Source organism: Paracoccus methylovorus (assembly GCF_016919705.1).
Classification (GTDB): Bacteria; Pseudomonadota; Alphaproteobacteria; order Rhodobacterales; family Rhodobacteraceae; genus Paracoccus; species Paracoccus methylovorus.
The window spans coordinates 496,824-519,808 of record NZ_CP070371.1 but is presented as its reverse complement, the minus strand read 5'-3'; the positions used below and the strand labels follow the sequence as shown (position 1 = coordinate 519,808).

Sequence of the window (22,985 nt, the reverse complement as noted above, 5' to 3'; positions counted from 1 at the left end):
CGTCGCGCCGCGTGGGCATCGTCCTTTTTTGATCCACTTTCAGAAGGCACCAGAAACAAAGCCGTATGACCGGGCACTTACAACCCGATCGCCGTTGTCCCCTCCCCTCGAGAGCCTGCGGCACTCGGCTGGGATTTCTCACCGTACACGCCGATAAATTGACGTCACAACGGCTGGACGTTCATATATCGACTACCTTGGCGTCCTACTCGCGATCCTCTGCCACCTCCTGACGCAGCTTCGGCCCGCTGGCGAGGCGGCGGCCGAGGGCTTCGAGGAAACGGTCGTAACGCTGCCCGCCCTGCGCCTGCGCGGCAGGTTGCGCCACCTCGGGCAATGACGGGGTCGAGGTCAGCCAGGACCGCATGAAGATCGCAAAAGCCTCGTTGGCGATGCCGATGTCGCGTTCCAGCCGCTGGATGCTGCGGTCGATGCGATCGAGCCGGCGGGTCACGGCAGCCTCCTGCCGTTCGTCGGCATCCGGGGTAAGGAAGGAGGCGATGGCCGCCTCGGCGACGAGCGAGCGGGATTTTCCGCGCCGGTCGGCATAATCGGCCAGCAGCAGCATCAGTTCGGGGTCCAGATAGACCGAGAGGCGTCTCTTCTTGTCGGCATGTTCAGGCATGACTCAAAGCTCCAACCCGTCGTCCTGGTTCATGGATATCTGGCGCGCGACCCGGCGCATGTCGCGGGCCAGCCCCCGGTTACGGACCGCCTGCTGCTCGGGGGCCTCGAAATCGGGATCGAACTCGTTCTCTGGAAGCGTTACCGGCTGCGGCACGATATCCTGATAGGGTTCCAGCCCCGGCTCGCGGCGCAGCCCGGCATTGTCCGAATCCTCAGATGAATTAGTGTCGACTTGGGCAAGCGCGGCATTCGGCGCGGAGGCGGTATCGGCCGCCTGCCCCACATCACCCGGCCTTGGCTGCTTCAACCCGGTGCAATCCTCCGGCCGCTTCGACGGCACGACCTCGCGCTGATCCGGCGGCGCCAGCACCCGCTCGCGAAATCGCGGATCGACATAGTAGCGTGCCTTCCTCGCCCGGATCGGCGGGGTGCCCGCCACCATGACGATCTCGTCCTCCGGCGGCAGCTGCATCACCTCGCCGGGCGTGAGCAGCGGCCGGGCGGTCTCGGAGCGCGAGACCATGATATGGCCGAGCCAGGGCGCCAGCCTGTGCCCGGCATAGTTCTTCATCGCCTTCATCTCGGTGGCGGTGCCGAGCGCATCCGAGACCCGCTTGGCTGTGCGTTCGTCATTGGTGGCGAAGCTGACCCGGACATGGCAGTTGTCGAGGATCGAGTTGTTCGGCCCATAGGCCTTCTCGATCTGGTTGAGCGACTGGGCGATCAGGAAGGACTTGATGCCGTAGCCGGCCATGAAGGCCAGGGCGCTCTCGAAGAAGTCCAGCCGACCCAGGGCCGGGAATTCGTCGAGCAGCATCAGCACCCGGTGCCTGCGGTCCGGCGCGTGCAGATCCTCGGTCAGCCGCCGGCCGATCTGGTTCAGCACCAGCCGGATCAGCGGCTTGGTGCGCGAGATATCCGAGGGCGGTACCACCAGATAGAGCGTCGAGGGTTTTTCCGCCGCGATCAGATCGGCGATGCGCCAGTCGCAGCGGCTGGTGACCTGGGCGACGACGGGATCGCGATAGAGACTCAGAAACGACATCGCCGTGCTCAACACGCCGGAGCGTTCGTTCTCGGACTTGTTCAGCAGTTCCCGCGCGGCGCTGGCGATGACCGGATGCGGCCCGGCCTCGCCCAGATGCGGGGTCTTCATCATCGCCGCCAGGGTGGCCTCGATCGATCGGCGCGGATCGGAGAGGAAGGCCGCGACGCGCGCGAGGGTTTTGTCCTTCTCAGCATAGAGCACATGCAGGATGACGCCGACCAGCAGGGCATGGCTGGTCTTTTCCCAATGGTTGCGCTTTTCCAGCGAGCCTTCCGGATCGACCAGGATGTCGGCGATGTTTTGGACATCGCGCACCTCCCATTCGCCGCGCCGCACCTCCAGCAGCGGGTTGTAGGCGGCGGACCGGGCATTGGTCGGGTCGAAGAGCAGCACCCGGCCATGTTTCGCCCTGAAGCCGGCGGTGAGCTGCCAGTTTTCGCCCTTGATATCATGGACGATGGCCGAGCCGGGCCAGGTCAGCAGCGTCGGCACCACCAGCCCGACGCCCTTGCCGGAGCGGGTCGGGGCGAAGCAGAGCACATGCTCCGGCCCGTCGTGGCGCAGATAGGCCTCCCCGAGCTTGCCGAGCACCACGCCGTCGGGACCGAGCAGCCCTGCCTGCTCGATCTCGGCCCGCCTCGCCCAACGGGCCGAACCATAGGTCTCGACGTCCTCGGCCTCGCGGGCACGCCAGACCGACATCAGGATGGCGGTGCCGATAGCGAGGAAGCCGCCCGAGGCGGCGATGATGCCGCCCTCGACAAAAATGCGCGGGGCGTAGGCGTCATAAAAGTACCACCACCAGAGCAGCGCCGGCGGGTAGTAGATCGGGATGCCCCAGAGCTCGAACCAGGCCGGACCGAGTTGCGGCTGGAATCCGAGCCGCCAGGCCGTCCATTGCGTGCCGGACCAGACCGAGATCAGCACGATCAGGAAGACCACGGTGATCTGGCCCCAGAGGATCTTCGTGCCGGACAAGGCGGTTTCGATCTCCCTGCTGGTATCCGATGCAAGGAGAGAAAACCCGGCCAACACAGGTTGCAACAGCCATCCTAGAGCTGATCGTAGGACGGCGCAGGACAGCGTAAAAATACTTGCGGGATGCGGCGGCCTAATTGCCGGCACGGGTTCCGATTTCCGCGCAGACCCAGCTACGGTGCGGGCAATTCCTTCAGCGGATTGGCGTAAGGCACGCCGAGCGGCGCGAAATGCCGCTCGTTGGCGGTCAGCACCGTCAGGCCATGCGCGGCGGCTGTCGCCGCGATGGCGATGTCCTCAAAGCCCGGATCATGGGCGCGCGCCCGGTCGAGGATCGCCCCGGCTTGGCGAGCCTCCCCGATGCCGAAGGACAAGATACGGCTGGCATAGAAATGCTCGATGGCGGCGAGCCAGCGGCGCAGCGCCGGAGCCTTGCTGCTGGCGCCGAGCCTGACCGCCCGGGCGATGCCGGCCTCGATCTCGGCAATGGTGATGGCCGAGAGATAGAGCCGGTCGCTATGGGCGCGCATCCAGGCGGCAAGTGTCTCTGCACCGGCATCGCGCCGCGTCGGCGCTGAAGCCGAGAGAATATTGGTGTCGAGCAGATACAAGTCTCAGAGACCCGAATCCCGCAGCGCCCGCGCCGGCTTGCGGGCGCGTTCGGGAATGTCCTCGGGCTCGCCGGGGAAGGCGAGCAGCAGATCGGCGAAATCCGGCACCCGGGAGATGCGCTGCCATTCCTCGAAGGAGAGCAGCACCGCCTCCTTGCGGCCGTGCCGGGTGATGACCGTCGGCTCGCCGGCCACGGCCTGATCGACCACGGCTGACAGCGTCGCCTTCGCATCCCTGAGCTGGAGTTCCTTCATGGCCGCCTCCGGGTTGTGACTACATATAGTCATATAGTGCGCGCACTCCGGTCGTCAAGATCCCGGCCGCTACTCTGCATCCTGAAAACTGGCCGTCCCTGACGGCCATCACAACCCCAGCCCACGCTTCCGACCGAAGGACCAGTCGACACCGCCGTCGCCACGGGCGACGCCGGAAACATGCCGGTCGAGATGCCGTTCGAGCGAGGGCGTCCAGGGCACCAGCTTGAAGCCCAACCCATCATCGATCATGGCGAAACGCCCCGAGGCCAGGGTGAAGCGCCGGCGATAGGTGCCGGCGACAGTGTCGCCACCGGCCGCGCGGTCGTAGGACTTGCCGGTCTCGGCGGCGAGCTTTTCGGCCAGAGCGCCGACCTCATGATCACGCAGCCGGTCAAGCAGCCGGCGCGCGAAGACCACGCGGCTGCCCTGCCGTTCGGCGAGGCCCTCCTCGATCAGGTGTTCTGCGCGCCGCTGCATCGCCTGGCGCACCTCGATCCCGAAGCCGGCATCCGAAAGCGCCGTAGGATTGCGGGCGAGCGCCTGCCGGTCCAGCCATGTCGCACCGCTCGCGGTCACTTGGGCGCGGATATCCAGATCGGAGCGCACCGCCAGCGCGGTGCGGCGGACGCCCTTCGCATCCTCGTAGGACCGCAACTCAACGACGGACCCGGGCGCACTGTCGCCGGCGGCATCGAAATGCGGCAGCCGGATATGATGGGTACGGCCGTCCACGTCGTCGACCACGGCATAGGCGCTGCCCTTCAACTCGTGGTCATGGCCGCGCTCGACCAGCCTGCCGAGGATCGGGCCATCGGCCTTTTCGCTGGCAAAGACATAGTCTGAAACCCCGCGATCGATCCCCTGCCCCGACAGCGCCCGGTGGATGCGCTTGATAATGTCGCCGCGCTCGCCGAGGTCGCGCAGCACCGTCTCGGCCTCGGGCCGGATCACCCATTGCGCCTGCCCGACCTGATTGGCCAGGCCGAGGCGTTCCAGATGCCGCAGCCGACCGACCTTCTGCGGCAGGTAATCGTCGCGCGGAGCGTCGATGCCCGGCGCCATGTCGATGATGCCGGACTTGCCGGCGTCGCGGACCAGCTGGCGGTCGAGCGCGGTCCAGCGCTCCGCCTCGACCTGCCGCATCAGGCTGCGGCGGATCTCGTGGTCATGGCGCGGCCCCAGCTCTTGGGTGATCAGGTCCTGCGCCCGGTCGCGCAGCCCTTCCCTGATATAGTCGCGGGAGATGACCAGATCCTTGCCGTCATCGGCCCGCCCCCGCAGGATGACATGGACATGGGGATTGTCGGTGTTCCAGTGATCGACAGCGATCCAGTCCAGTTCCGTGTCGAGATCCTTTTCCGCCTGGGCCATCAGCTCCCGGGTGAACCGCTTCAGGTCGGCCATGTCGGCGGCATCCTCGGGCGATACGATGAAGCGGAAATGATGGCGGTCGTCCTCGCTGCGCTCGGCGAATTTCTTGATGTCGGCATCGTCGGTGTCCGGGCCGAACATCCGGGGCTTTTCCCCGCCCCGCGTAACACCGTCGCGGCCGAGATAGCCCAGATGCCGCGGCAGCGCGGCGGCCTGCGCGGTCCTGCGGACCACCCGGGCCTTGACGGTGCAGAGCCGGGTGCGGCGGGTGATCAGCCGGTTGGCGCGGACGGCGGCGGTTCGGCCCCGACCAAAACGCGAGGCGCCCGGCGACACGATCCTGCCGCTGCGCGAAACGCGCCCGCCGGCCTTCTGGGCGGCGGCAAGCGCCTGGGCCACGAAAGGCCGGGCACGCTGGCTGCGGCTGGAGCGGATGCGGCCCGGACGGATGCGGAAATCTTCCTCGTTGCTCATGGGCCGATCTCCTGCGAGGTGCGGGATTTGATGAACAAACTGAAAAATCCGGAGGGGCGCGAGGTGCGGTTTGGCACCGCGATGTGCGGAAATGCCCCGAAAACCCGGCAAACACCCCCGACCGCCCGGCCCGCACATCGCGGGCTTTTATCTTGCCTGCAACCTACCTCCATTCTCGCCCTCCCCGCCACAGCCGCACGCCCTGCGCCAGCCCTCGAAATCCTGCGATTTCTCACGAGGATCATCGCCTCACTCCCGATCCGGGAGGTCGGTGAGGCGGACGCCGGCCGGCGTCCGCATCTCGGCCCTTCGCCCGGCCGGTCGTGGATGATAGCCTTGGCGGTGCGGCTGCCGGGCACCGTCTGGCGGCAATGGCGGCAAACGATGGCGGGAAAGGACCGTTCATGGTGCAATCGCAGGCAACGAGCGTGGACGATTGGCTCGACGGTCTCGCGGCTGCCGAACGGCCGATCTTCGAGCAATTGCGGACGACCTGTCGCCAGGAACTGCCGATTGGGAGGAGCGAATGCAATGGGGCATGCCCGGCTATGGCCCGTCCGGCCGGGACAATACCGTCAGCTTCAACGCCCAGAAGCGCCACATCGCCTTTTACGCCGGCCCCACGACAGTCGAGCGGTTCCGCGAACGGCTTGCGGGCATCGACTGCGGCAAAGGCTGCGTGCGCTATCGCAATGCCGATCAGATCGACTTCGCCCTGCTGCGGGCAATGCTGCGGGACATCCGTGCCCGCGGCGGACCGATGTGCGGAAACTGAACAGGATCGCTCGGCTTCGCTTCCCACCATCGCCGTCGACTCTGCGGCGCCTCGCCATTCATCGCCACACAGGACGACATCGCGGCTGTCGGCGTGCAGGAAAAGGACGGATGCGGTCATGACGGATTCCTCAGACGGGATCGTCCCCGACGAGCGCTGTCCGATGGCGGCAGAGCAGGCAGCGGATCGTCCGGCAGGGTGAATTTCCGCTGCCATGTGCGCCACGCCGCGGTGACGGCGCCGGTGCCGGGAAACAGGTCGTCGAGCGTATCTTCGGGCCGCGCGGCGACCATTTCGAAGCACCAATGGCAGACGGCTTCCGGCTTGGCCCCGGTCAGGCCGCGGCGCAGAGTAATGCTCTCCTGGATCCAGTCGCGCAGCACCAGCCGCTTGCTGACCACGGGTTTGCGGGCGGCTTTGACGATGACCGGCTCCCAGGCCCAGGCGACCGGCACGTTGCGCTTGAAGGCGGCGAAACCCTTCACCCAGGCCATCCAGCGTGCGCGGGTCGGCTCGACCAGCGGGGCGAGCACGGCGAAGGAGCGCGGCGTCGCGGCGGCGTGCAGGATCCAGCCGTCGTAGTCGTGTTCGAGCCGCGCGATCAGCGCCGCGTGATCGACCTCGCCGGCGTAATCGGGACGGTCGCGGTAGAGATGCGCGCAGCCGATATAGGGTGGATCCGCGTAGGCGATCTTCATGGCGTGGCCTCCGACTGCGCGCGCTGCGGGGCAAATGGAAAATTTTTTCATTGCGCTGATCCTGCGTCCGACCGGCTAATGAACAGGCCTCCGGATTGCGGAGCGCGGTCGTCTGAATCGGTGTCAGACGGCTCGGCAGGCGGTTCCGGATCGGCAGCCAATGTGCCATCTGACAGCGCAGGTTCTGCATCGGACCGGCGCACGAACAGACCGCCGGGCTGCATTGGTTCTGCATCCGAACCACTGGTCATGCTGCCGATGAACAGCGGTGCCTCGCGCCAGTCTCTCGGCAGTGCGGCGGCGAAACCGGCGCCGGGGAGCGGGTCGGCGCCGAGCATCGGCGCCAGCGCGGCAACATAGGCACGGGTCTCGGCCGGCAGGGCCCGGCCTGAGACCAGATGCTCGTCGTAGCGCCCCGGCCCGGCGTTGTAGGCGGCCAGCATGCCGGCAACGGTGCCGTAGCGGTCGTGCATCTCGCGCAGATAGGCGGCGCCCGCAAGAATGTTGTCTCGGGGATCGAACGGATCGTCGCCGAGAGCATGGCGGGCGCGCAGCGCCGCCCATGTCTCCGGCATCACCTGCATCAGCCCCATCGCACCTTTCGGCGAGACGGCCTGCGGATTGCTGCGGCTTTCGACATGGCGCACGGCGCGAATCCAGTTCGCCGGAATGCCGAAGCGCAGCGAGGCTTCCGCGACATAGGCCGCGAAGGGGTCGGAGCTCTCGTGCGCGACCGACGGTACGGGCTGCGCCAGCAGGCCGGCAGCCGGGACGGCGGCGAGGATCAGGCCGGAAAGAAGAAGGGGGGCGAAGCGGCGGGCTGCGCCAGCCCGCCCATCGGCACGTTTATTGTTGAAAGCTGGCATGGCTCAGTCCCGCTCGTCGCGCTTTCTGGGGCGCGACCAGTGCAGGCTCCAGTTCCGGCCTTGCTCGTCGGACTGGAACAGCCGGGCGCGGATCGGTTGTGCGAGGACGGGATCGTCGAGGGCGACCGAGATATAGGTTCCGGCCTTCTCGCCGCTATGGGTCCAACCGGCACCGATCTCCGGACCGTCCTCGCTGTCGAGATGGATCCGGTAGTCCGGGGCGTTCTCGACATCGGCATTGTGGGTCGGCACGAAGACCAGGTTGAGATCGAGCGTGACGGTGCGGATGCGGCCCTCGTAGCCCGATTGCGTGCGGGTGAATTCGCCGATCTGTGGCATCAGTTTGGTCCCTTCGGTTGATGGTTGGGGGTGGAATCAGGGGTCGATTCCGTACCGGCGGCGGGCCGGCGGAAGCGGCCGTCGCCCACCACATCGGTCCAGAGCGGAATGATGCGGGCAGTGACACTGGCGAGCGGGAGCGGGCCGAAATAGCGGCCGTCGAGACTGTCTTCGATCTCCCGGTTCATGAGAAAGATCTCGTCCTCGGCGATCAGCCGACAGCCCTGCCAGACCGGCAACGGCCGGCCGAGGCTGTCGCGCTCGCGCGCCTCGCCGATGGCCTGGCCGGCCACGGTGATCGTGGTGCCGCTGCGGCAGACCCGCGTGCCGGGAAGTGCTGCGACGCGCTTCAGCAGCGGCACGCCGGAGCCGACATAGCCGCGGGCGGTGACGAATTGGGCGAGCGGATCGGGCGGCGTGACCGCGACCAAGTCGCCTACGGCGAGCGTGGTCGGCGGCTCAAGGCGGTAGAACCCGATGGGCAGGCTGGCGCTGGCGTTCCAGATCAGCCGAGGCGCGATCTCGGTGACGGAAACAGGACCGATCACCAGCACGGCGGCGGCAGTTGCGGCGAGATAGGTGATGCGGGTTCTGCGGGTCATGACGCGCCTCCGCGATCCGCAGGATCTTCGGTGGGTGCACCACCAGTAGCATTGTCGTCTGCAACAGCGGCGCCCACCGAAGCGTCCCCGAGGACCGCGTTCAGCGCGGCCTCGCTGCGCAGGATGGCGCGGCCGATGGCCTCGGGGATCTGCGGCACCACCGCATCGCCGAAGGCCTCGACGATCAGACTCGCTGCAGACGTCCCTTTACGACTGCCGAGCGCAATGCGCATGCGAGCCAGCCAGGCGGAAATCCCATCATCCACGCGTAAGTGATGGGCAATGCCGCCGTTCCAGTCAGGCCATGGCTCCTGAGCATCGCCGCCAACACCCGCGCCCCGGCCCATTTGCCCGGTGCCCGGTCCGTCATCGCCCCGTCCATCACCGCGTCCATCGTCGGGGATTTCCGCCGGTCGTAAGCCGGGCTCCAGCCGTCCATGCGGCTGTCGCGTTTCGTCGGGGTGGGCAGGGTCTCCGCCGCATGGCGCAACAGATTCGGCGTGTCGATCTGCGCCTTCACACCGGTCGCCAGCCTTCCCGTCTCGATCTCCTGAGCAGTCAACCTGCGGCCGCTGCTCAGCCTTACCGGCGTCGGCACCATCCCGGCATGGCGGCTGTTGTGGCCCTGCAACTGGCTCAGCAGATCGCCCCGGCCGCCCCGGTCGGCGTCCGTCTTGCGCGGCGTGGCGAGGATCATCCGCAACGGATATGTCGATCCCGCGCCGCCGCCGGCCCCGTCCCTCATCCCGTCCGAGGCCATCGGCGTCGGCAAGGGACGGTTGCGGAACAGGTCGTAAAGCCCCGACGCTTTCATCGCCCGGCGTGCGCCCGATCCACCCTTCATCCGCATGCCACCTTGCTGGGATTGCGACACGGGTGTGGGCAAGCTGCTGCGGATCGCAGCCGATGAGCCACGACCGCTTGCGGACATGGTTGGCGCCGATATCCGCAGCACCCACCACGCACGGCCAGCAGGCGTAGCCGAGCGCTTCCAGTTCATCGAGCAGCCGGTCGGCGCCGCGAGTTCGGAGATTGCTGCTGTTCTCAAAAGCGAACCAGCGAGGGCGGCAGTCTCCGACCAGGCGGACGGCCTCGAGATAGAGGCCCGATCTCTCGCCCTCGATCCCCTTGCCCTTCGTGTTGGCGCTGCTGATGTCCTGGCAGGGCGGCGATCCGACGAGGATGTCCGGCAGGCAGCCGAGGTCGGAAACAAGTCGAGCTGCCGTGAGGGTGCGGATATCGGCGTAGAGTCTAACATGCGGGAAGTTCTCCGAATAGAGGATGCGCCGCCATTCCACGATCTCGCAGGCGGCGATGGTGACGAAGCCCGCCCGGTGCAGGCCCAGGGTCCAGCCGCCCGCGGCACCGCTGAACAGGTCGAGGACGCGCAACGGCGGGGAAAGGTGGGTGCGATGCGCGGTCATCCGCCCACCCTCCGGCGCTTCAGCCAAGCGGCATGCTGGGCCCTGGTGTAGGTCCGGAACGGCTCTCCCGCCGTGATGCGGTTGTGGACGTGCCGCCAATGCTCCGGCGAGACCGCGTGAGCGTCGATGCCCAGCACCTCGACGGCATCCACCGCCTGCAGCATGCGCTCGACCTTCGGCCAGCCGCTGACCCGCAGCAGGATCTCCGCCCCTGGCTTGACGAAGGGCAGGGTCTGGAAGGCCTCGCCCGGCGCGACGGCGCGCAGGATGTCGAGGCGCGACACCACGGTGCCGTAATCGTTGCCCGCCCAGCGCACGACGGCGAAGACATTTCCGGGGGCAAAGCCCACGGTCCGGCGCTGGCGGTTGAGCCGGTGGTCGTGGCAGAACCGTCCGAAACGCAGCCAGTACTCGACCTGCTTCTCCTGCCAGATCAGGTCGACAAAGGTGGTCGAGCCAGGATCTGGCCTCGGCTGCTCAGGGTGACGAACACTCATTCGTCACCCCCATTCATGGCACTGCCAGTCCACGAATTAAGAGACAAATCGGTGTTTTCCACCGCCTGCCGCGCGCCTACAAGGTTAGAATTCCTTAAGTTAGGTAAGTTAGGAGGGGCTGAATTCCTGTTTGGATTCAGTGCGGTTACATCACGCCACGGTTCCCGATAGCACGGGTGTCGGGTTCCGGATAGCACGGGTCGGATGGTTCCTGATAGCACGGCTCTGTCCACAGCTTGTTCACAGGTTGGCCGTTCACCGACGCGCAGCGCGAGGCGCGGCGGCGAAGGGATTGGCGGGGGCGGGTTGGAAACACAGCCGCGGCAGCCCGTCGTAACCGATACCGAGAGACAGGCGATAACCGGGCAGCGGCTGTCTTTGGACGATGGCCCGGATCTCGAAGGCGAAGCGCTTGAAGGGCGAGAGGCTGCCGGATTTCAGGTGCAGGTGCCGGAGATCGAAACTCCAGCCGCCGGGCTGCCGGCCACCGTGGCGGCGCACCAGCCGGTAGAGCCAGCGCTCAAGCCCGCCCTTCAGGTCGAAATAGGCCCGGTCGATGGTCAGGACCAGCGCATCGTCCATCACCCCGGCGTAGAACCAGTCGGGCAGGATCAGTTCGATCCCGAGTGGCCGGCGCCGCTCGTCGAGCAGTTCCTTCCATTCGTTGATCCAGGAAAACCGATGCCGCCGCCGTTCCGCCGGTTGGCGGATCGAGGTGGCGACCGTCGTCGACTGCAACCGATCGAGTGCCGCCTTCAGCCGCAGATAGCTGCGGGCGGAATCATCGCGCCGGATGAAGGTCAGGATCTCGTAGGGCGTCGCGGCCATCAGGCGGGAGGTCCGCAAACCGTGGTTGCGGGCCTCGATGATCTGGCTGGCGGCCCAGATCAGGATGTCCGCATCCCAGATCGTCGCCATGCCGTGCTCCGGCGTCGCCTCGACGCAGATGGAGATCGAACCCATGTGGAAATCGATCGGCACCACGCGGCGGGACTTGGCCAGCGAGAAGAACGGCCAGGACATCAGGTCGCGGGAATCGCGCGCGGCGATATCGCGGGCGACCGGCCGGAACAGTTCCATCTGCCGGCCCTCGCAGATGCGGCGTGCGGAAATGGGAGAACTCACCGCCCCGCCCTCCTCGCCTCGGTCAGCGGCCGGTCGGGCTTGCGGGCGATCTTCGCCATTTCCGAGGTGGACTGGCGCGCAGCGCCCTCGATCCAGGCGCGCAGGTCGGCAATCGTGTAGACGACACGACCGCCGAGCTTGCGGTAGACCGGGCCGGTGCCGCCGCAACGGTGCTTTTCCAGCGTACGCGGCGACAGGTCGAGAAGCCGGGCGGCTTCTTCGGTGCGCACGAAGCGCGGCCAGTCGGAATCGGGTTCGTTCTGCATCGTCGGTCTCCGTCGCAGGATCCGCCGGAGAGGCGGGATTGCGACGACGATGGCGCAAAAGCAGCACCGGGCCGGAGTGACAGAATGACGGTCCGATTTTTGTCACCCCCTTTCGTTGGAGGCCGGAGCCGGGTCGACGAAAAGCTTTGCCGGTTCACGAATACCCATTATACTGGGTGGCGCCGGATTAGGTGCCCGGCGACTCCTCCGGCATGAGCTTACGGGAGCGAGTTGCCAGGAATCTGCGCCGGCTGAGACAGGAGAAATCCCTGTCGCAGGAGGAGCTTGCCGATCGTGCGGACATCAACCGGAACTATGTCGGCATGCTGGAGCGCGAGGAGAACGCCGCGACCGTCGACATGCTGGAAAAGCTCGCCGCGGTGCTGGAGGTCGATCCGGTGGAACTGCTGCGCCGCGACAGGACGTGAGCTATCGGCGGCTGTTCGCCCGTTTTCCAGAGAGTTCGCAGGATTACGCCGATCGCTAACGCGCCGTCATACCCATTCCGGAAAGTGTATATTCGGAAATGCCTGATACTCGGTATCGTTCTTTCCCATAGAAAGGGAAAGTCGCATACACCATCCTGGACACGGATCGGTTAGAGGAGAACGCCATGGCGGCTGACGCCTTCGAGGAGATCCCGCCGCAGTCGGAACGGCTGACCGGCTACGACGAGGCCCATCTGACCACCTATCTGCGACTGCTTGACGCAGAGGAGGAGGGAGCGGACTGGCGCGAGGTGGCCCGGATCGTCTTCGGCCTCGATGTGGACGCCGATCCCGGCAGGGCGAAACGCATCCATGACAGCCATCTGGCCCGCGCGCGCTGGATGACCGAGGCCGGCTACCGTCAGCTTCTGAAACCGCACATGCGTTAGCGCGGGGAACGGCAGCGGTATTTGTCTGTTCTTTTAGGTCGGTTGCGGCCTGCTTTACATTCCCGGGCGCGATCTTCGCGCAACCGCTGGCTGTCCGCATACTCCCGGCTTCCGACCCGCCTTTCATTCCGATGGGGAGCAGAGCCATGCCGTCTACCACCGATTGGAGGTCTCCGGGCTATGACGACCGGTTCCGGACGCTCGACCGTGCCCGGATGACCTTCCAGTTCCTGCGCCGCAACCGCCGCTATCGGGCGGAATATTCCAGGATACGCCAGCATATCGGGCCGAACGGAACCGCCGGCGACAGTGCAAGAGAGGAGATCGCCCGGATGGCCCGCCGCTGGGGGCTGATGTTTCCCGGTCAATCCGGCCCTTCCGGCATCGGACGCCCGGCCGCTCTGGCGTCCTGATGCGCTTCCCGCCACCCTGATCCTGACTGCGGCACCGGAAGGCTATGATCGTCCGCCGCTGCTGGATCCAGCCGATCTGCCGTTGGCGCCGGTCCTGCGGACAAGCGACGGGCTGCACGGCATTGTCACCGATGCGGGCGGCGATCATCGGCTCTGGTTTCCGCAAGGCAGGACCCGGATCCGGCTGGCGATCGTCGTCCCGCTCGACGAGGATCTGATGATCCGCCTGAACAGCATCCGGCGGTTCCATCGGCTGCTGACCGGCGGGCCGGTCCGGCCGATCCCCTCCCTGCAGGCACTGTCGTCCTCCGAACGGCACCGGGCCATCCTGATGCTGCGCGCCTGGGACGGGGCGGCATCCGGCGCCTCGCGGCGCGACATCGCCGGCGTCCTGTTCCGGTCGGATTTCAGCGGACTAAGTGCCGCCGAGTGGAAATCGGCCTCCGAGCGACGGCAGCTGGCCCGCATCCTCGCCGAGGCGCGGGCCATGGTCGGTGGGGAATACCTGACCTTGCTGCGGGAACACTCGCACCGGCGGCGCTGAACCAATATTCGCTGGCAGCGTCAGACGCTTTCGATCTCGCTCGGGGTGTCGAGAAGGAGATCGGCGGCTTCGGCCATCGCCTGCAGGAGGAGGATCTGGGCCAGTTCCTCGTCGTGGGTCTGCATCCATCCTCTGCTGATCCGCTCCAATTCCTCGAGCCGGTGCGGATCGCGGCGGATCAGGGCGTTGGCGGCTTCGGCCATCAGTTCGGTCACGGTGGTCGGGTTGTTCATGGTTGCTCTCCGATCTGCGCCCCGGTCTGATCCGGGCGCTTCTGCTGCCGCGACCCTCCGGGCGTTTCCGCCTGAAGGGCTGTGCGCTTCCGCCAGTGAGGTCAGATCAGGCCCGCCTTCTGCAGCCAGTTGGTGGCGTCGGCGGCATCGGTTGCGCGGACGATGACCGTCAGGGTCATGCTGTCGCGGCTGGCGCGGGCCTTGACCCCGGTATCGGCGTCCATGCCCATCTCGATGTCCTCGAGGTTGATGCAACCAGCCAGCGGGTTGCCGGGGATGTTGATCTCGAATGTCGCGGTATGCATCGGCGTCTTTCCGGCCTCGGGGACCGATCCGTCCGGCCCCTTCCACCACCCCGGCCCCGCATTGCGGGGAGCATCGCGCCGGCGGGTGGCGACCACCCTGGCACCTTAAGAATAGTCTAGCAAAAACAACGGCCTAAGGCAAGTCGATTGTGGAATTTTATCCATTACTTTCAGCCTGTTAGCGAGCTATGGGCTCTTTTTCGCAGCCGCAGATCTTGCCATTTCCTGTCAGCTTGCGCCGGGATCGGAGTTTCCCGCCGCATGTTAGTCGCAACTGTCGAAACGCCCAAGGATGTCCACGCCGTTCGCCGATGGGCACCGGTTTCACCCTCGTTCTCTGAAACAAAATGCGCCGTTCCCGACCGCGCGCCGACGGTCACGCAAGGCCTATCGGTGGCGATGTGGAGCAGCCTCGCTCCCCAGCCCCTTTTTTCCCAAGCCCCTGTTTCTTCTTCACCGGAGAAGGATGGGGTCGGGGTAAGGCAGCATGCGCCGCCAGAAGCTTCCCGGCCGGTCGATCCGGACGGGGAGCCTTCACTTGCCGGCGTGGCAAAGGCGCGATCCGCCGCGAACATTGGAAAACCCGGCGGCTGGAACCGCCGGGCCTCGGACCTCCCGCTCAGGAGGGGATGTCGTCTTCGTCGATGAACCGGCCCTCGTCCTCGTCGTCGGTCTCGGATTGCGGCGCCCGGCTCAGGAAATCCACCGTCTCGGCGACGATCTCGCAGCCGTAGCGGTCCTGGCCTTCCGCATCCTGCCATTTCGTGTAGTGGATGCGGCCGCGCACCAGGACCTTCGTGCCGGATTCGCAATATTGCTGGATGGTCCGGCCCAGGCCGTTGTAGGCGACGACGCGGTGCCATTCCGCGTCCTCGACCCGATAGCCCTTCTCGTCGCGGACGACCCGGCCTTCCGAATAGCGCGGGCGCGCGGTGACCAGCTTGAAGCGGGTGATGTCGGTGCCGCTGCGGGTGGTGCGGGTTTCGGGGGCCTGGCGGATGGTGCCGGCGAGGATGACGATGTTCTGCATTGTAGGTCTCCGTTGCTCGAAGGAGGGACCATTCCCTCCGACGAGACCCGGCAAAGTCCGTCGGGAGGCACCTGCAACTGGCGCCCCCTTCGGGCGGCAGCTCGCCCGCTAGGCTTCGGAGTGGGGCGGGCAGCCGCGCCTTGCGCGGCAACACGGTCCAGAGCCTTGGGGGTTGTTGGTGGAAACCGCACGGAGTTAGGGGATCGAACAGGCGGAGGGATTGGTTCGTGCAGACGGCATGACGGGGACAGATCGCAGAACGGCGGCGTTCTCGCCGGTGCCGTCCTGTCGGGAAAGCTCCCGGAACCGGCACCACCCGCGGCGGAGCCGGTTCGCGTCCCCTTGCTGGTCAGCCTTGCGTCCGCCGCCGGAAGGCCGGGGCGTTCGGGGCGGGAAGGATCGGGCTGTCGGGCCAGGGGCGCGGGATGGCATGGCTGCCGTTGCCTCGGCTCTGGGCCGGATCGTTCAGCAATACTGCCAGACCAGCAGGACGCTGGTGGCATTGCGGCGGGCATCGACTAAACGACATGGCAGGATGCGGAAGGCCAGGACCGATATGGCTGCGCGGTTGGCGGCGATGAGGGAGATTTCCGCAGCCGGGTGCGGCGGGCTGGGACCGACGACGAGGACTAGGGATGGTTCGTGGACGATGATATTTCCGCCTATTCGGGAATCCCGAGGCCCGGCGGTTCCAGCCGCCGGGTTCTCCATGGGCGTGGTAGATCGCGGGCGCTGAAAGAAATTTGAGATCTCAGCTCAAAGAAATCACTGCCTACCAAGCATATCTCCGTAGGCGTCGATCATTAACTGCGCCTCCGGCCACTTGTTGTCTATCGTCAATAGAACTTCCAATACATGCACGCCTTCCCGCGTTGCCTTTCCTATAGCCCATAGCAGATAGTCAAGAGTTATAGGACTACCTGCGGCCTCAAACGCATAAGTATTGTTGATTGGCGCATGAGCAGGAAATTTTGCATTTGCAGTGTGAATGGATTCTCGCAATTGATCAGACTTTGTACGTAGGGCCGCAACCTCAGCTCGAGCCGCTGCAACCTGATGAGCGGCGATGCAGCCTGGGCAGACGCTAGTTCTTCCTTCAGCGCTCGCAATTCTTCCGAAGAAGGTTGGGGTGGAACAACTACTGGACCAAGAGCCCGAAGCAGCGCAGTCACTGAAATATCATAACTATCCGAATCACGAAAATTCCCATATAATTTCCCCCGGAGAAAACCAGGAAGATCTACGTCTTCGAGAAGCAGTGGCAATACAACCACCCTCCGCTCATCGATTTCTCTGTTGGACGCAATGTCGAGCTCTCGCTGCACCCAAGGACTCTGGATAGATGCTTGTGACAAGAGGGCACAAACATAATCCACTTGATCGAGTCCATTTCTTATTTTTTCAATAAGGGAATCGCCTATATTTGTCTCAGCTTCATCAATCCAAACAGAGTGTCCATTTGCCCGTAAATCCGCAGCCAGCTTTCTGGCGAACGGTTTGTCGGGATGGGAGTGGCTGAGGAAAACGTAGGACATAGGAGCTCACGACGAATCAAATTGATTACCAATCTACACTATGTTGATCCACTCATGCCACGCTACTACCTACGCTTACTGCACTAGGATCGCATTCACCTGCTGGCTTTCCCTGATATCTCTAGCCTTCGCGAGCCGGGCCATGCCCGGCGAGCGCGATTTTTTCGGCGCCTTTCCTGCGGCCTCGGAAGCGTGAAGGCCGCCGATCCGATGGACCGGCGGCGGTGATGCTTTGGGCTGGCGTCGGGCCTATGGGCGCAGCGGGCACCACGGTTCATCCGTCCCGGCCTGGCGCCAGGTCAGCCGGCGGCAGCGGAACGTGGTCCAAGTATAGAGCAGCGGCTCCATGCCGTGCCACCAGTCGGCCGCAATGTCGCCGCAACGGCCCTCGAACAGCAGCCTGCCGCGCGCAGTATAAAGCCGGAACTCCACCGGCAGGGCGTCGCCATCTTCCGGCTTACCGCGTGCGGGAACGCCGTCCTCGTCCTCGCCCAGTCCGATGCAACCGCCGTGATGGTCCTTCGTGACAATCCAACGCATATCGAAATCCTTTCCGTGAAGCTGTGGGGTTTGGCGCCCGCCTTGGAGACGGGCGCGCTTGGCGGGGCCTATGCGGCCGCCTTCCGGTCCCGTTCTTGCAGGGCCGCCATCCGCTTTCCGGCAGTCTGGTAATGCGCCACGTCCAGTTCCACCCCGAGCCAGTCGCGGCCCAGCAGATGCGCCGCCGCCAGCGTCGAGCCGCTGCCGCTGAACGGGTCCAGAACTAGATCGCCGGGCTGGGTGAACGCCCCGATCAGTTTGCGCAGCGCCGCCACCGGCTTTTGCGTCGGATGCAGCCTGTTGCCGGTATAGGGGAAATCCAGCACATCGGGCACGGGCCGCGCGGGCAGCACCGGATCGCCCTTCGCCAGCAGATAGGCCTGTTCGTGCTCGTAGCGCAGGAACCGCGCCGAGGAGGCGTAACGCTTGCGGAACACCAGATGCCCGACGATGCGGAAGCCCGCCGCCTTCCAAGCCTCCACGAACAGATCGACCTTGTTCCAGCCGTAGAAGCTGACGCAGAAGCCGCCCTCCTTCAGAACCCGGTGCATCTGGGCGAAGGCCGGACGCAGCCAGCGGGCGTTGTCGTCATTGGCGACGGTGCGTCCCTGCCGGTCGCGGAACCGGGTCACATAGGGCGGATCGGTCAGGATGAAATCCACCGAGCCGGTGCCGAAAGCCTGCATCGCCTCGATGCAATCGGCATTGATGACGAGGTTGCGGGGAGTGCTGGTCTTGCCGGTCATGTCTCTGTCCTTTCGGGTTCGGGGCGGAGGGTCTTTGCCCTGTTCCGCCGATGGGAAGCGCCTCGCCGATCTGACTTCGGGAAACGCATGTTTCCCCGGAGGCAGAGCGGAGAGGGCGCAGCCCGACCCGCGGCCGCATGGCTGGCGGTCATGGGTCGGGGCGCAGGGGTGGGGCGGCCCGCAGCCGCAGGCGAGGACACGGCCCTGCGCCCCGACGACGCCTAAAGGCGGCGCCTGCCCTTTGACGGCCAGACAGGCGGATGCGTGGCAGACAAATCTTTGAGACAGGAAAGCAATCGGGCCGGGGGTGAGCCGGGCAAGGCCCGGTCGAACCCCCGGCACGGCTTCCGCGCAGCCGCGATCCGCGCCCCGCGCGCGGATCACATTGGGTCAAAGCGACGGGACAGGACGCGGCAGGCGGCAATGGACGTCAGTATCAAACCTGCGGCGCCAGTTCTCCGAAGCCGTTCAGATTGATCAGCGCGGCGATGCCGGTGATCAATCCGGCGGTGCCGCAGAGCAGCTTCAGGGCGATGGCGGATTCGATGGCCTCATGGGTGACGCCATGGATGAGGGCATATCCAGCGATCATCGCCGGGATCACGAAGACGGCCCGTGCCAGCAGGCAGAGGATCGGGTTCCTCGCCTTGAGCAGCACCGCGAGCACCAGCCCCACCGACAGCAACGCTACGGTGGCTGCGACCAAGGCCGAGAGCAGGAATCCGGCTTCGGTCGCGTGGACGAAGCTGAACGTCTCGACAAAGACCATCACCGGCAGGGCATAAACGGCAAGATACCAACCAATCACGCAGGCGATCGCGGTGAGCATGATGGCAAGCAAGATCAGCGTCATGGAAGCCTCCAGACCGAAGGGTTCAGGGATCGATCGCGACAGGCTGCCAGAGGATGTACGCTCCGCCTGCGACCAGGGTTCATTACGCCGTTGCTGCGAAAAACAGCATTCCCAAGACCCGGCGAAGGGTCAAGCCGACAGGCAAAGAGCAGATAGATAATGCGGATAGGCGCCGAAAGTGGGCAGTGGCCGGCGCCAACTTGCCGGACCATCGCAGCAGCGCGTCCCACCGGCTGCTGGCTCACCCTTTCCGCAGGATCTTCTCCATCGGCTTGCCCTTGGCCAGTTCGTCGATCAGCTTGTCCAGATAGCGGATCTCCCGCATGAGCGGATCCTCGATCTCCTCGACCCGGACGCCGCAGACCCTGCCTTTGATCAGGGAACGCGCCGGGTTCATGTGCGGGGCCTCGGCGAAGAAGGTCTCGAAATCCGTCCGGTCAGCCAGCCGGGCCGCCAGTTCTTCGGAGCCGTAGCCGGTCAGCCAGCAGATGATCTCGTCGACCTCGGCTCTGGTCCGGCCCTTCTTCTTCGCCTTGGCCACGTAATGCGGATGGACACTGGCGAAGCTGGTGGTGAAGATCCTGTGCCTAGTCATCCTGCCTCCCGGGTTCTGGCGATGCGCATCATACCCTAACCGAACCGTCCCTTCGCATCGGGCCATGTCCAGATGGTCTCGTCGGCGAGGATCGCATCCACGACCACTTCCGCCCTCGGTTGGGCGCTCGGGTTGTCGTCCATTCCCATGTGTTGGGTTTCGTTCTCGACTAGGAATGCGACCACCTCGTCGCGGGGTGTTCCCCGGCGCAGCTGGGACGCCGCCGCAATCAGATAGCCGTCGTATTCGTCAGCAAAGGAGAGGTTGGCCTCGTCGTCCCATCTGCCCACCGGGCTTTCCGGATCCAGCAACCCGATGGGGTCCCAGAGCGACCAGCCGATATCGCGCAGCTTCGACAGCTTGATCCGGGGTGCGGTTCGATCTCGGTCATGGGCAGGGCTGGAGGATGGGTCAGCTTCGCACAGGCCGGGGAAGGGTCGCAATCGCCACGGCCGCTTGACCGCCCTCCTCCGATCCATCATCAAGGTCCGTGCCAGAGGACGAGAACACGATGAAGGCTGCGCGACGAATGATCTGAATGACGCCCCGCGCAGGATGCCGGGGCATGGGCGCGAGGCCAGCAGGCCCTCGCGCGGTTTCTGCCTGAGCAAGCGGGCATGACAGGATCCATTCAGAGAGCGTCACATGGACAATTATTTCGAAAGTCCGTTCCGGGGCATCACCCTCGACCAGCAGGTCACCAATCCCAACATCGAGGTCGGCCGCTACAGCTATTATTCCGGCTATTACCACGGCCACGGCTTCGACGATTGCGCCCGATACCTGCTGCCCGACGAGGGCGCAGACCGGCTGATCATCGGCAGTTTCTGCTCGATCGGCTCGGGCGCAGCCTTCATCATGGCAGGCAATCAGGGCCACCGGAACGACTGGATCAGCAGCTTTCCCTTCTACTGGATGCCCGAGGTGCCCGCCTTCGAGGGCGCCGCGAATGGCTACCAGCCTGCAGGCGATACGGTGATCTGCAGTGATGTCTGGATCGGCTCCGAAGCGGTCATCATGCCCGGCATCCGGATCGGCGACGGCGCGGTGATCGGCACCCGCGCGCTGGTGACGCGCGACGTGGAACCCTACGCCATTGTCGGCGGCAACCCCGCGAAGGTGATCCGCAAGCGTTTCGATGACCGGCTGATCGGCCTACTGCTGGACATGCGCTGGTGGGACTGGCCGGACGACCAGTTGAAGGCGGCCATGCCGCTGTTGACCAGCGGCGAGGTGGAAGGGCTGCACAGGTATTGGCTGAAAAAGATCCGGGCCGCATGACGAAGCGCGCCCGCTCCCCTGGGGCGGGCGCATCCATGCCGGAACCGGGCGATGCGTGGCCCCTGGCCGCATTGCGATTCGACCTTGGGACGGATAGGCAAAGCGTCAGGACAAAGGAGGCCCACCATGGGCAGATCGGATCGGGACCTCGATCACCTTCACGAACTCCTGTGGGCCCTGCCCCAGGAAAACCATCCGATGAGCCTAAGCGAGCTCGACGGCTATGTGACCGGCATCCTGTCATGTCCCGATCTCATCCCGCCCTCCGAATGGCTCCTCCATGTCTGGGGAGAAACCGGCGATGCCCGGTTCCCCGACCTGGCAACGGCAGAAGCGACGATCTCGGCGGTGATGGCGCATTACAATGCCATTGCCTCGGAGATCGCGCGAAGCCCATGGCTCGAACCGATCTACGAGGTGGACCCGAACAGCGACGAAACGCTCTGGGAACCCTGGGTGGATGGCTTCACCCGCGGTTTGCGCCTGCGTCCAGAGGCCTGGCAGGCGGTACTCGAGCAGGCCGATGAGGAAACGCGCTCGGCCCTGATCTTCCTCATGGCCCTGCAGGACATCAACGAAGGGACCAGCACCTTCACCAACGAGGAAATCGACGAGATCGATCTGGATGCCGCCGATCTGATCCCCAATTGCGTCGCGGCGATCCTGCTCGTCTCGCGTCCGGGGGTCGTCCTCGAACCGGGCAACCTCCCTCACGCCCCAACCCGCATCAAACGTCCGGGCCGGAACGATCCCTGCCCCTGCGGCTCGGGACGCAAATACAAGCAATGCTGCGGCAAGAGTTGACGGGTCTACGGGCGAAACGGGCCTTCGATGGCCGGTCTGGCAACCCTTTATCCCCGTCCGGCACCTGCCTGCTGTCATTTGGCGTGATGGTGTCGTAGTGATGGTGAAACGATTCAGGTCGGATCATGCGAACTCATCTTGCTGCTCTTCTCGCTCTCATGGTCGCCGCCGGATGCGCGGTCGGTTCCGGTGCAGTGGTCAAGGGCGTCGGGCCAGGCGATCTGCTGAAGCTTCGCGAGGGTCCAGGTCTCGAGCATAACATCATCATCGGCTTGCCCGACGGAACGCGCCTTACCCGCCAGAACTGCGTCACGAATAACGGCAAGGTCTGGTGCAGAGTCTTCCTCACCGACCGGCCTGCCATCTCGGGTTACGTTTCAGCGGACTACCTGGCGCATCGCTGACGGCAGCGTTTCTCGGCCCTGAGCGGACCTTCGGGCCCGGCGCTGCGAATGACCGATCCCATCTCTAGGGTCAGGACTCGTTCTCGATTCATAGCCAGAACATGACGGTTGCGGCGAGGGCGATGGCTGAGAGGAAGACCTTCGGGCATCTGTCGTAACGGGTTGCGACCCGTCGCCAGTCCTTCAGCCGCCCGAACATGATCTCGATCCGGTTGCGGCGTTTGTAGCGGCGCTTGTCATACTTGACGGGTTTTCCACGGGACTTCCGTCCCGGTATGCAGGGCTTAATCCCCTTGTCTTTCAACGCATCTCTGAACCAATCGGCATCATAGCCACGGTCGCCCAGCAGCCATTCTGCCGCCGGCAAGCTGCCCAACAGGGCCGCAGCACCGCTGTAGTCGCTCACCTGACCTGCAGTCATGAAGAACCGGATCGGCCGCCCATCAGCGTCGGTGACGGCGTGCAGTTTGGTGTTCATGCCGCCTTTGGTGCGGCCGATCAGGCGGCCCCTCTGGTCGCCGGGCCCCCTTTTTTCGCCCGCAGGCTGGAGGCCGTGCGATGCGCCTTCAGATAGGTCGCGTCTATCATCACCGTCTTCGGAACGGCCGCCTCGGAGGCCAGGCCTTCCATCATCCGGGCGAAGACGCCTTTCTCGCCCCAGCGCTTCCAACGATTATAGAGGGTCTTCGGTGGACCATACTCCTTGGGCGCATCGCACCACCGCAAGCCATTGCGATTGATGAAGATAATGCCGCTGAGAACACGCCGGTCATCGACGCGCGGCTTGCCGTGGCTCTTCGGGAAAAACGGCTGAAGGCGGGCCATCTGCGCATCCGTCAGCCAGAAAAGGTTGCTCATGATCCAGT

31 protein-coding genes are annotated in these 22,985 nt (G+C 65.2%); 8 read left to right on the top strand and 23 right to left on the bottom strand.

Going from position 1 to position 22,985, the window contains the following annotated elements; genetic code table 11:
• Window positions 1-205: 205 nt before the first annotated feature.
• The 5 genes from JWJ88_RS15745 to JWJ88_RS15725 all read right to left on the bottom strand — a co-directional run bounded on the left by JWJ88_RS15745 (window position 206) and on the right by JWJ88_RS15725 (window position 5,367).
• Window positions 206-625, bottom strand: coding sequence for a CopG family transcriptional regulator (locus tag JWJ88_RS15745; protein WP_205296649.1), 420 nt, complete (start codon window positions 623-625; stop codon window positions 206-208).
• A gap of 3 nt (window positions 626-628) precedes the next feature.
• Window positions 629-2,653: a conjugal transfer protein TraG gene (locus JWJ88_RS15740; protein ID WP_205296875.1), complete on the bottom strand. Its 2,025-nt coding sequence runs from the start codon at window positions 2,651-2,653 to the stop codon at window positions 629-631.
• Window positions 2,654-2,826: 173 nt separating this feature from the next.
• Window positions 2,827-3,264 carry a PIN domain-containing protein gene (locus tag JWJ88_RS15735; RefSeq protein WP_205296648.1) on the bottom strand — a complete coding sequence of 146 codons (438 nt, stop codon included), beginning with the start codon at window positions 3,262-3,264 and terminating at the stop codon, window positions 2,827-2,829.
• Window positions 3,265-3,267: 3 nt separating this feature from the next.
• Window positions 3,268-3,519, bottom strand: a complete 252-nt coding sequence (locus JWJ88_RS15730) for a type II toxin-antitoxin system Phd/YefM family antitoxin (RefSeq protein ID WP_205296647.1) — start codon at window positions 3,517-3,519, stop codon at window positions 3,268-3,270.
• A 108-nt stretch (window positions 3,520-3,627) separates the two neighbouring features.
• Complete coding sequence (locus tag JWJ88_RS15725; RefSeq protein ID WP_205296646.1) at window positions 3,628-5,367, bottom strand: relaxase/mobilization nuclease domain-containing protein; 1,740 nt, start codon at window positions 5,365-5,367, stop codon at window positions 3,628-3,630.
• Between the two features lie 526 nt (window positions 5,368-5,893).
• Between JWJ88_RS15725 and JWJ88_RS15720 the strand changes: the two genes are divergently transcribed.
• Complete coding sequence (locus JWJ88_RS15720; protein WP_240200348.1) at window positions 5,894-6,142, top strand: iron chaperone; 249 nt, start codon at window positions 5,894-5,896, stop codon at window positions 6,140-6,142.
• A gap of 116 nt (window positions 6,143-6,258) precedes the next feature.
• Here JWJ88_RS15720 and JWJ88_RS15715 read toward each other — a convergent pair whose 3' ends face one another.
• From JWJ88_RS15715 to JWJ88_RS15680, 8 genes are all read right to left on the bottom strand, one after another.
• Entirely contained in the window at window positions 6,259-6,840 is a 582-nt protein-coding gene (locus JWJ88_RS15715; protein WP_205296644.1) for a hypothetical protein, read from the bottom strand.
• 47 nt (window positions 6,841-6,887) lie between these two features.
• Entirely contained in the window at window positions 6,888-7,706 is an 819-nt protein-coding gene (locus tag JWJ88_RS15710) for a lytic transglycosylase domain-containing protein (protein WP_205296643.1), read from the bottom strand.
• 3 nt (window positions 7,707-7,709) lie between these two features.
• Complete coding sequence (locus tag JWJ88_RS15705; RefSeq protein ID WP_205296642.1) at window positions 7,710-8,045, bottom strand: DUF736 domain-containing protein; 336 nt, start codon at window positions 8,043-8,045, stop codon at window positions 7,710-7,712.
• Complete coding sequence (locus JWJ88_RS15700; RefSeq protein WP_205296641.1) at window positions 8,045-8,647, bottom strand: S26 family signal peptidase; 603 nt, start codon at window positions 8,645-8,647, stop codon at window positions 8,045-8,047. The genes JWJ88_RS15705 and JWJ88_RS15700 overlap by 1 nt, the downstream gene beginning before the upstream one ends.
• Window positions 8,644-10,071: a DNA cytosine methyltransferase gene (locus JWJ88_RS15695; protein ID WP_205296640.1), complete on the bottom strand. Its 1,428-nt coding sequence runs from the start codon at window positions 10,069-10,071 to the stop codon at window positions 8,644-8,646. Before JWJ88_RS15695 ends, JWJ88_RS15700 begins: the two co-directional genes overlap by 4 nt.
• Window positions 10,068-10,568, bottom strand: a complete 501-nt coding sequence (locus JWJ88_RS15690) for a DUF2840 domain-containing protein (protein ID WP_205296639.1) — start codon at window positions 10,566-10,568, stop codon at window positions 10,068-10,070. The genes JWJ88_RS15695 and JWJ88_RS15690 overlap by 4 nt, the downstream gene beginning before the upstream one ends.
• Before the next feature lie 255 nt (window positions 10,569-10,823).
• On the bottom strand, window positions 10,824-11,693 hold the full coding sequence (locus tag JWJ88_RS15685) for a replication initiator protein A (protein WP_240200347.1): 870 nt from the start codon (window positions 11,691-11,693) through the stop codon (window positions 10,824-10,826).
• Window positions 11,690-11,959 carry a helix-turn-helix transcriptional regulator gene (locus tag JWJ88_RS15680; RefSeq protein ID WP_205296638.1) on the bottom strand — a complete coding sequence of 90 codons (270 nt, stop codon included), beginning with the start codon at window positions 11,957-11,959 and terminating at the stop codon, window positions 11,690-11,692. Before JWJ88_RS15680 ends, JWJ88_RS15685 begins: the two co-directional genes overlap by 4 nt.
• Window positions 11,960-12,171: 212 nt before the next feature.
• On the opposite strand from JWJ88_RS15680, the gene JWJ88_RS15675 reads away from it, so the two are divergent.
• From JWJ88_RS15675 to JWJ88_RS15660, 4 genes are all read left to right on the top strand, one after another.
• Entirely contained in the window at window positions 12,172-12,387 is a 216-nt protein-coding gene (locus tag JWJ88_RS15675) for a helix-turn-helix domain-containing protein (protein WP_205296637.1), read from the top strand.
• A 185-nt stretch (window positions 12,388-12,572) separates the two neighbouring features.
• Window positions 12,573-12,836 carry a DNA -binding domain-containing protein gene (locus tag JWJ88_RS15670; protein ID WP_205296636.1) on the top strand — a complete coding sequence of 88 codons (264 nt, stop codon included), beginning with the start codon at window positions 12,573-12,575 and terminating at the stop codon, window positions 12,834-12,836.
• 146 nt (window positions 12,837-12,982) lie between these two features.
• Entirely contained in the window at window positions 12,983-13,249 is a 267-nt protein-coding gene (locus JWJ88_RS15665) for a transcriptional regulator domain-containing protein (RefSeq protein ID WP_205296635.1), read from the top strand.
• 16 nt (window positions 13,250-13,265) lie between these two features.
• Window positions 13,266-13,793: a DUF2285 domain-containing protein gene (locus tag JWJ88_RS15660; RefSeq protein WP_407673946.1), complete on the top strand. Its 528-nt coding sequence runs from the start codon at window positions 13,266-13,268 to the stop codon at window positions 13,791-13,793.
• A gap of 20 nt (window positions 13,794-13,813) precedes the next feature.
• On the opposite strand, the gene JWJ88_RS15655 is transcribed toward JWJ88_RS15660, so the two are convergent.
• The 9 genes from JWJ88_RS15655 to JWJ88_RS15615 all read right to left on the bottom strand — a co-directional run bounded on the left by JWJ88_RS15655 (window position 13,814) and on the right by JWJ88_RS15615 (window position 20,109).
• On the bottom strand, window positions 13,814-14,026 hold the full coding sequence (locus JWJ88_RS15655) for a hypothetical protein (protein ID WP_205296634.1): 213 nt from the start codon (window positions 14,024-14,026) through the stop codon (window positions 13,814-13,816).
• A gap of 101 nt (window positions 14,027-14,127) precedes the next feature.
• Entirely contained in the window at window positions 14,128-14,427 is a 300-nt protein-coding gene (locus JWJ88_RS15650) for a hypothetical protein (protein WP_240200345.1), read from the bottom strand.
• A 523-nt stretch (window positions 14,428-14,950) separates the two neighbouring features.
• Entirely contained in the window at window positions 14,951-15,361 is a 411-nt protein-coding gene (locus JWJ88_RS15645) for a single-stranded DNA-binding protein (RefSeq protein WP_205296633.1), read from the bottom strand.
• A 908-nt stretch (window positions 15,362-16,269) separates the two neighbouring features.
• A complete protein-coding gene (locus tag JWJ88_RS15640; protein ID WP_205296632.1) occupies window positions 16,270-16,896 on the bottom strand; it encodes a toll/interleukin-1 receptor domain-containing protein in 627 nt (208 codons plus the stop codon).
• Between the two features lie 249 nt (window positions 16,897-17,145).
• Window positions 17,146-17,436, bottom strand: coding sequence for a hypothetical protein (locus JWJ88_RS15635; protein WP_205296631.1), 291 nt, complete (start codon window positions 17,434-17,436; stop codon window positions 17,146-17,148).
• A gap of 68 nt (window positions 17,437-17,504) precedes the next feature.
• Window positions 17,505-18,182: a DNA methyltransferase gene (locus JWJ88_RS15630; RefSeq protein ID WP_205296630.1), complete on the bottom strand. Its 678-nt coding sequence runs from the start codon at window positions 18,180-18,182 to the stop codon at window positions 17,505-17,507.
• Window positions 18,183-18,618: 436 nt separating this feature from the next.
• Window positions 18,619-19,035, bottom strand: coding sequence for a hypothetical protein (locus JWJ88_RS15625; protein WP_205296629.1), 417 nt, complete (start codon window positions 19,033-19,035; stop codon window positions 18,619-18,621).
• A 241-nt stretch (window positions 19,036-19,276) separates the two neighbouring features.
• Window positions 19,277-19,630 carry a DUF2200 domain-containing protein gene (locus JWJ88_RS15620; RefSeq protein WP_205296628.1) on the bottom strand — a complete coding sequence of 118 codons (354 nt, stop codon included), beginning with the start codon at window positions 19,628-19,630 and terminating at the stop codon, window positions 19,277-19,279.
• A gap of 35 nt (window positions 19,631-19,665) precedes the next feature.
• On the bottom strand, window positions 19,666-20,109 hold the full coding sequence (locus JWJ88_RS15615; protein ID WP_240200344.1) for a hypothetical protein: 444 nt from the start codon (window positions 20,107-20,109) through the stop codon (window positions 19,666-19,668).
• A gap of 166 nt (window positions 20,110-20,275) precedes the next feature.
• Between JWJ88_RS15615 and catB the strand changes: the two genes are divergently transcribed.
• The 3 genes from catB to JWJ88_RS15600 all read left to right on the top strand — a co-directional run bounded on the left by catB (window position 20,276) and on the right by JWJ88_RS15600 (window position 22,119).
• Complete coding sequence (catB, locus tag JWJ88_RS15610; protein WP_205296627.1) at window positions 20,276-20,911, top strand: type B chloramphenicol O-acetyltransferase; 636 nt, start codon at window positions 20,276-20,278, stop codon at window positions 20,909-20,911.
• Between the two features lie 126 nt (window positions 20,912-21,037).
• A complete protein-coding gene (locus JWJ88_RS15605) occupies window positions 21,038-21,715 on the top strand; it encodes a YecA/YgfB family protein (RefSeq protein WP_205296626.1) in 678 nt (225 codons plus the stop codon).
• Between the two features lie 125 nt (window positions 21,716-21,840).
• Window positions 21,841-22,119: an SH3 domain-containing protein gene (locus JWJ88_RS15600; RefSeq protein ID WP_011746464.1), complete on the top strand. Its 279-nt coding sequence runs from the start codon at window positions 21,841-21,843 to the stop codon at window positions 22,117-22,119.
• Window positions 22,120-22,207: 88 nt separating this feature from the next.
• Here JWJ88_RS15600 and JWJ88_RS15595 read toward each other — a convergent pair.
• A protein-coding gene (locus JWJ88_RS15595; RefSeq protein ID WP_240200102.1) for an IS5-like element ISPak1 family transposase occupies window positions 22,208-22,977 on the bottom strand; the annotation gives its coding sequence in 2 pieces (ribosomal slippage) (window positions 22,208-22,641 and window positions 22,641-22,977; 771 coding nt in all).
• Window positions 22,978-22,985: the final 8 nt, after the last annotated feature.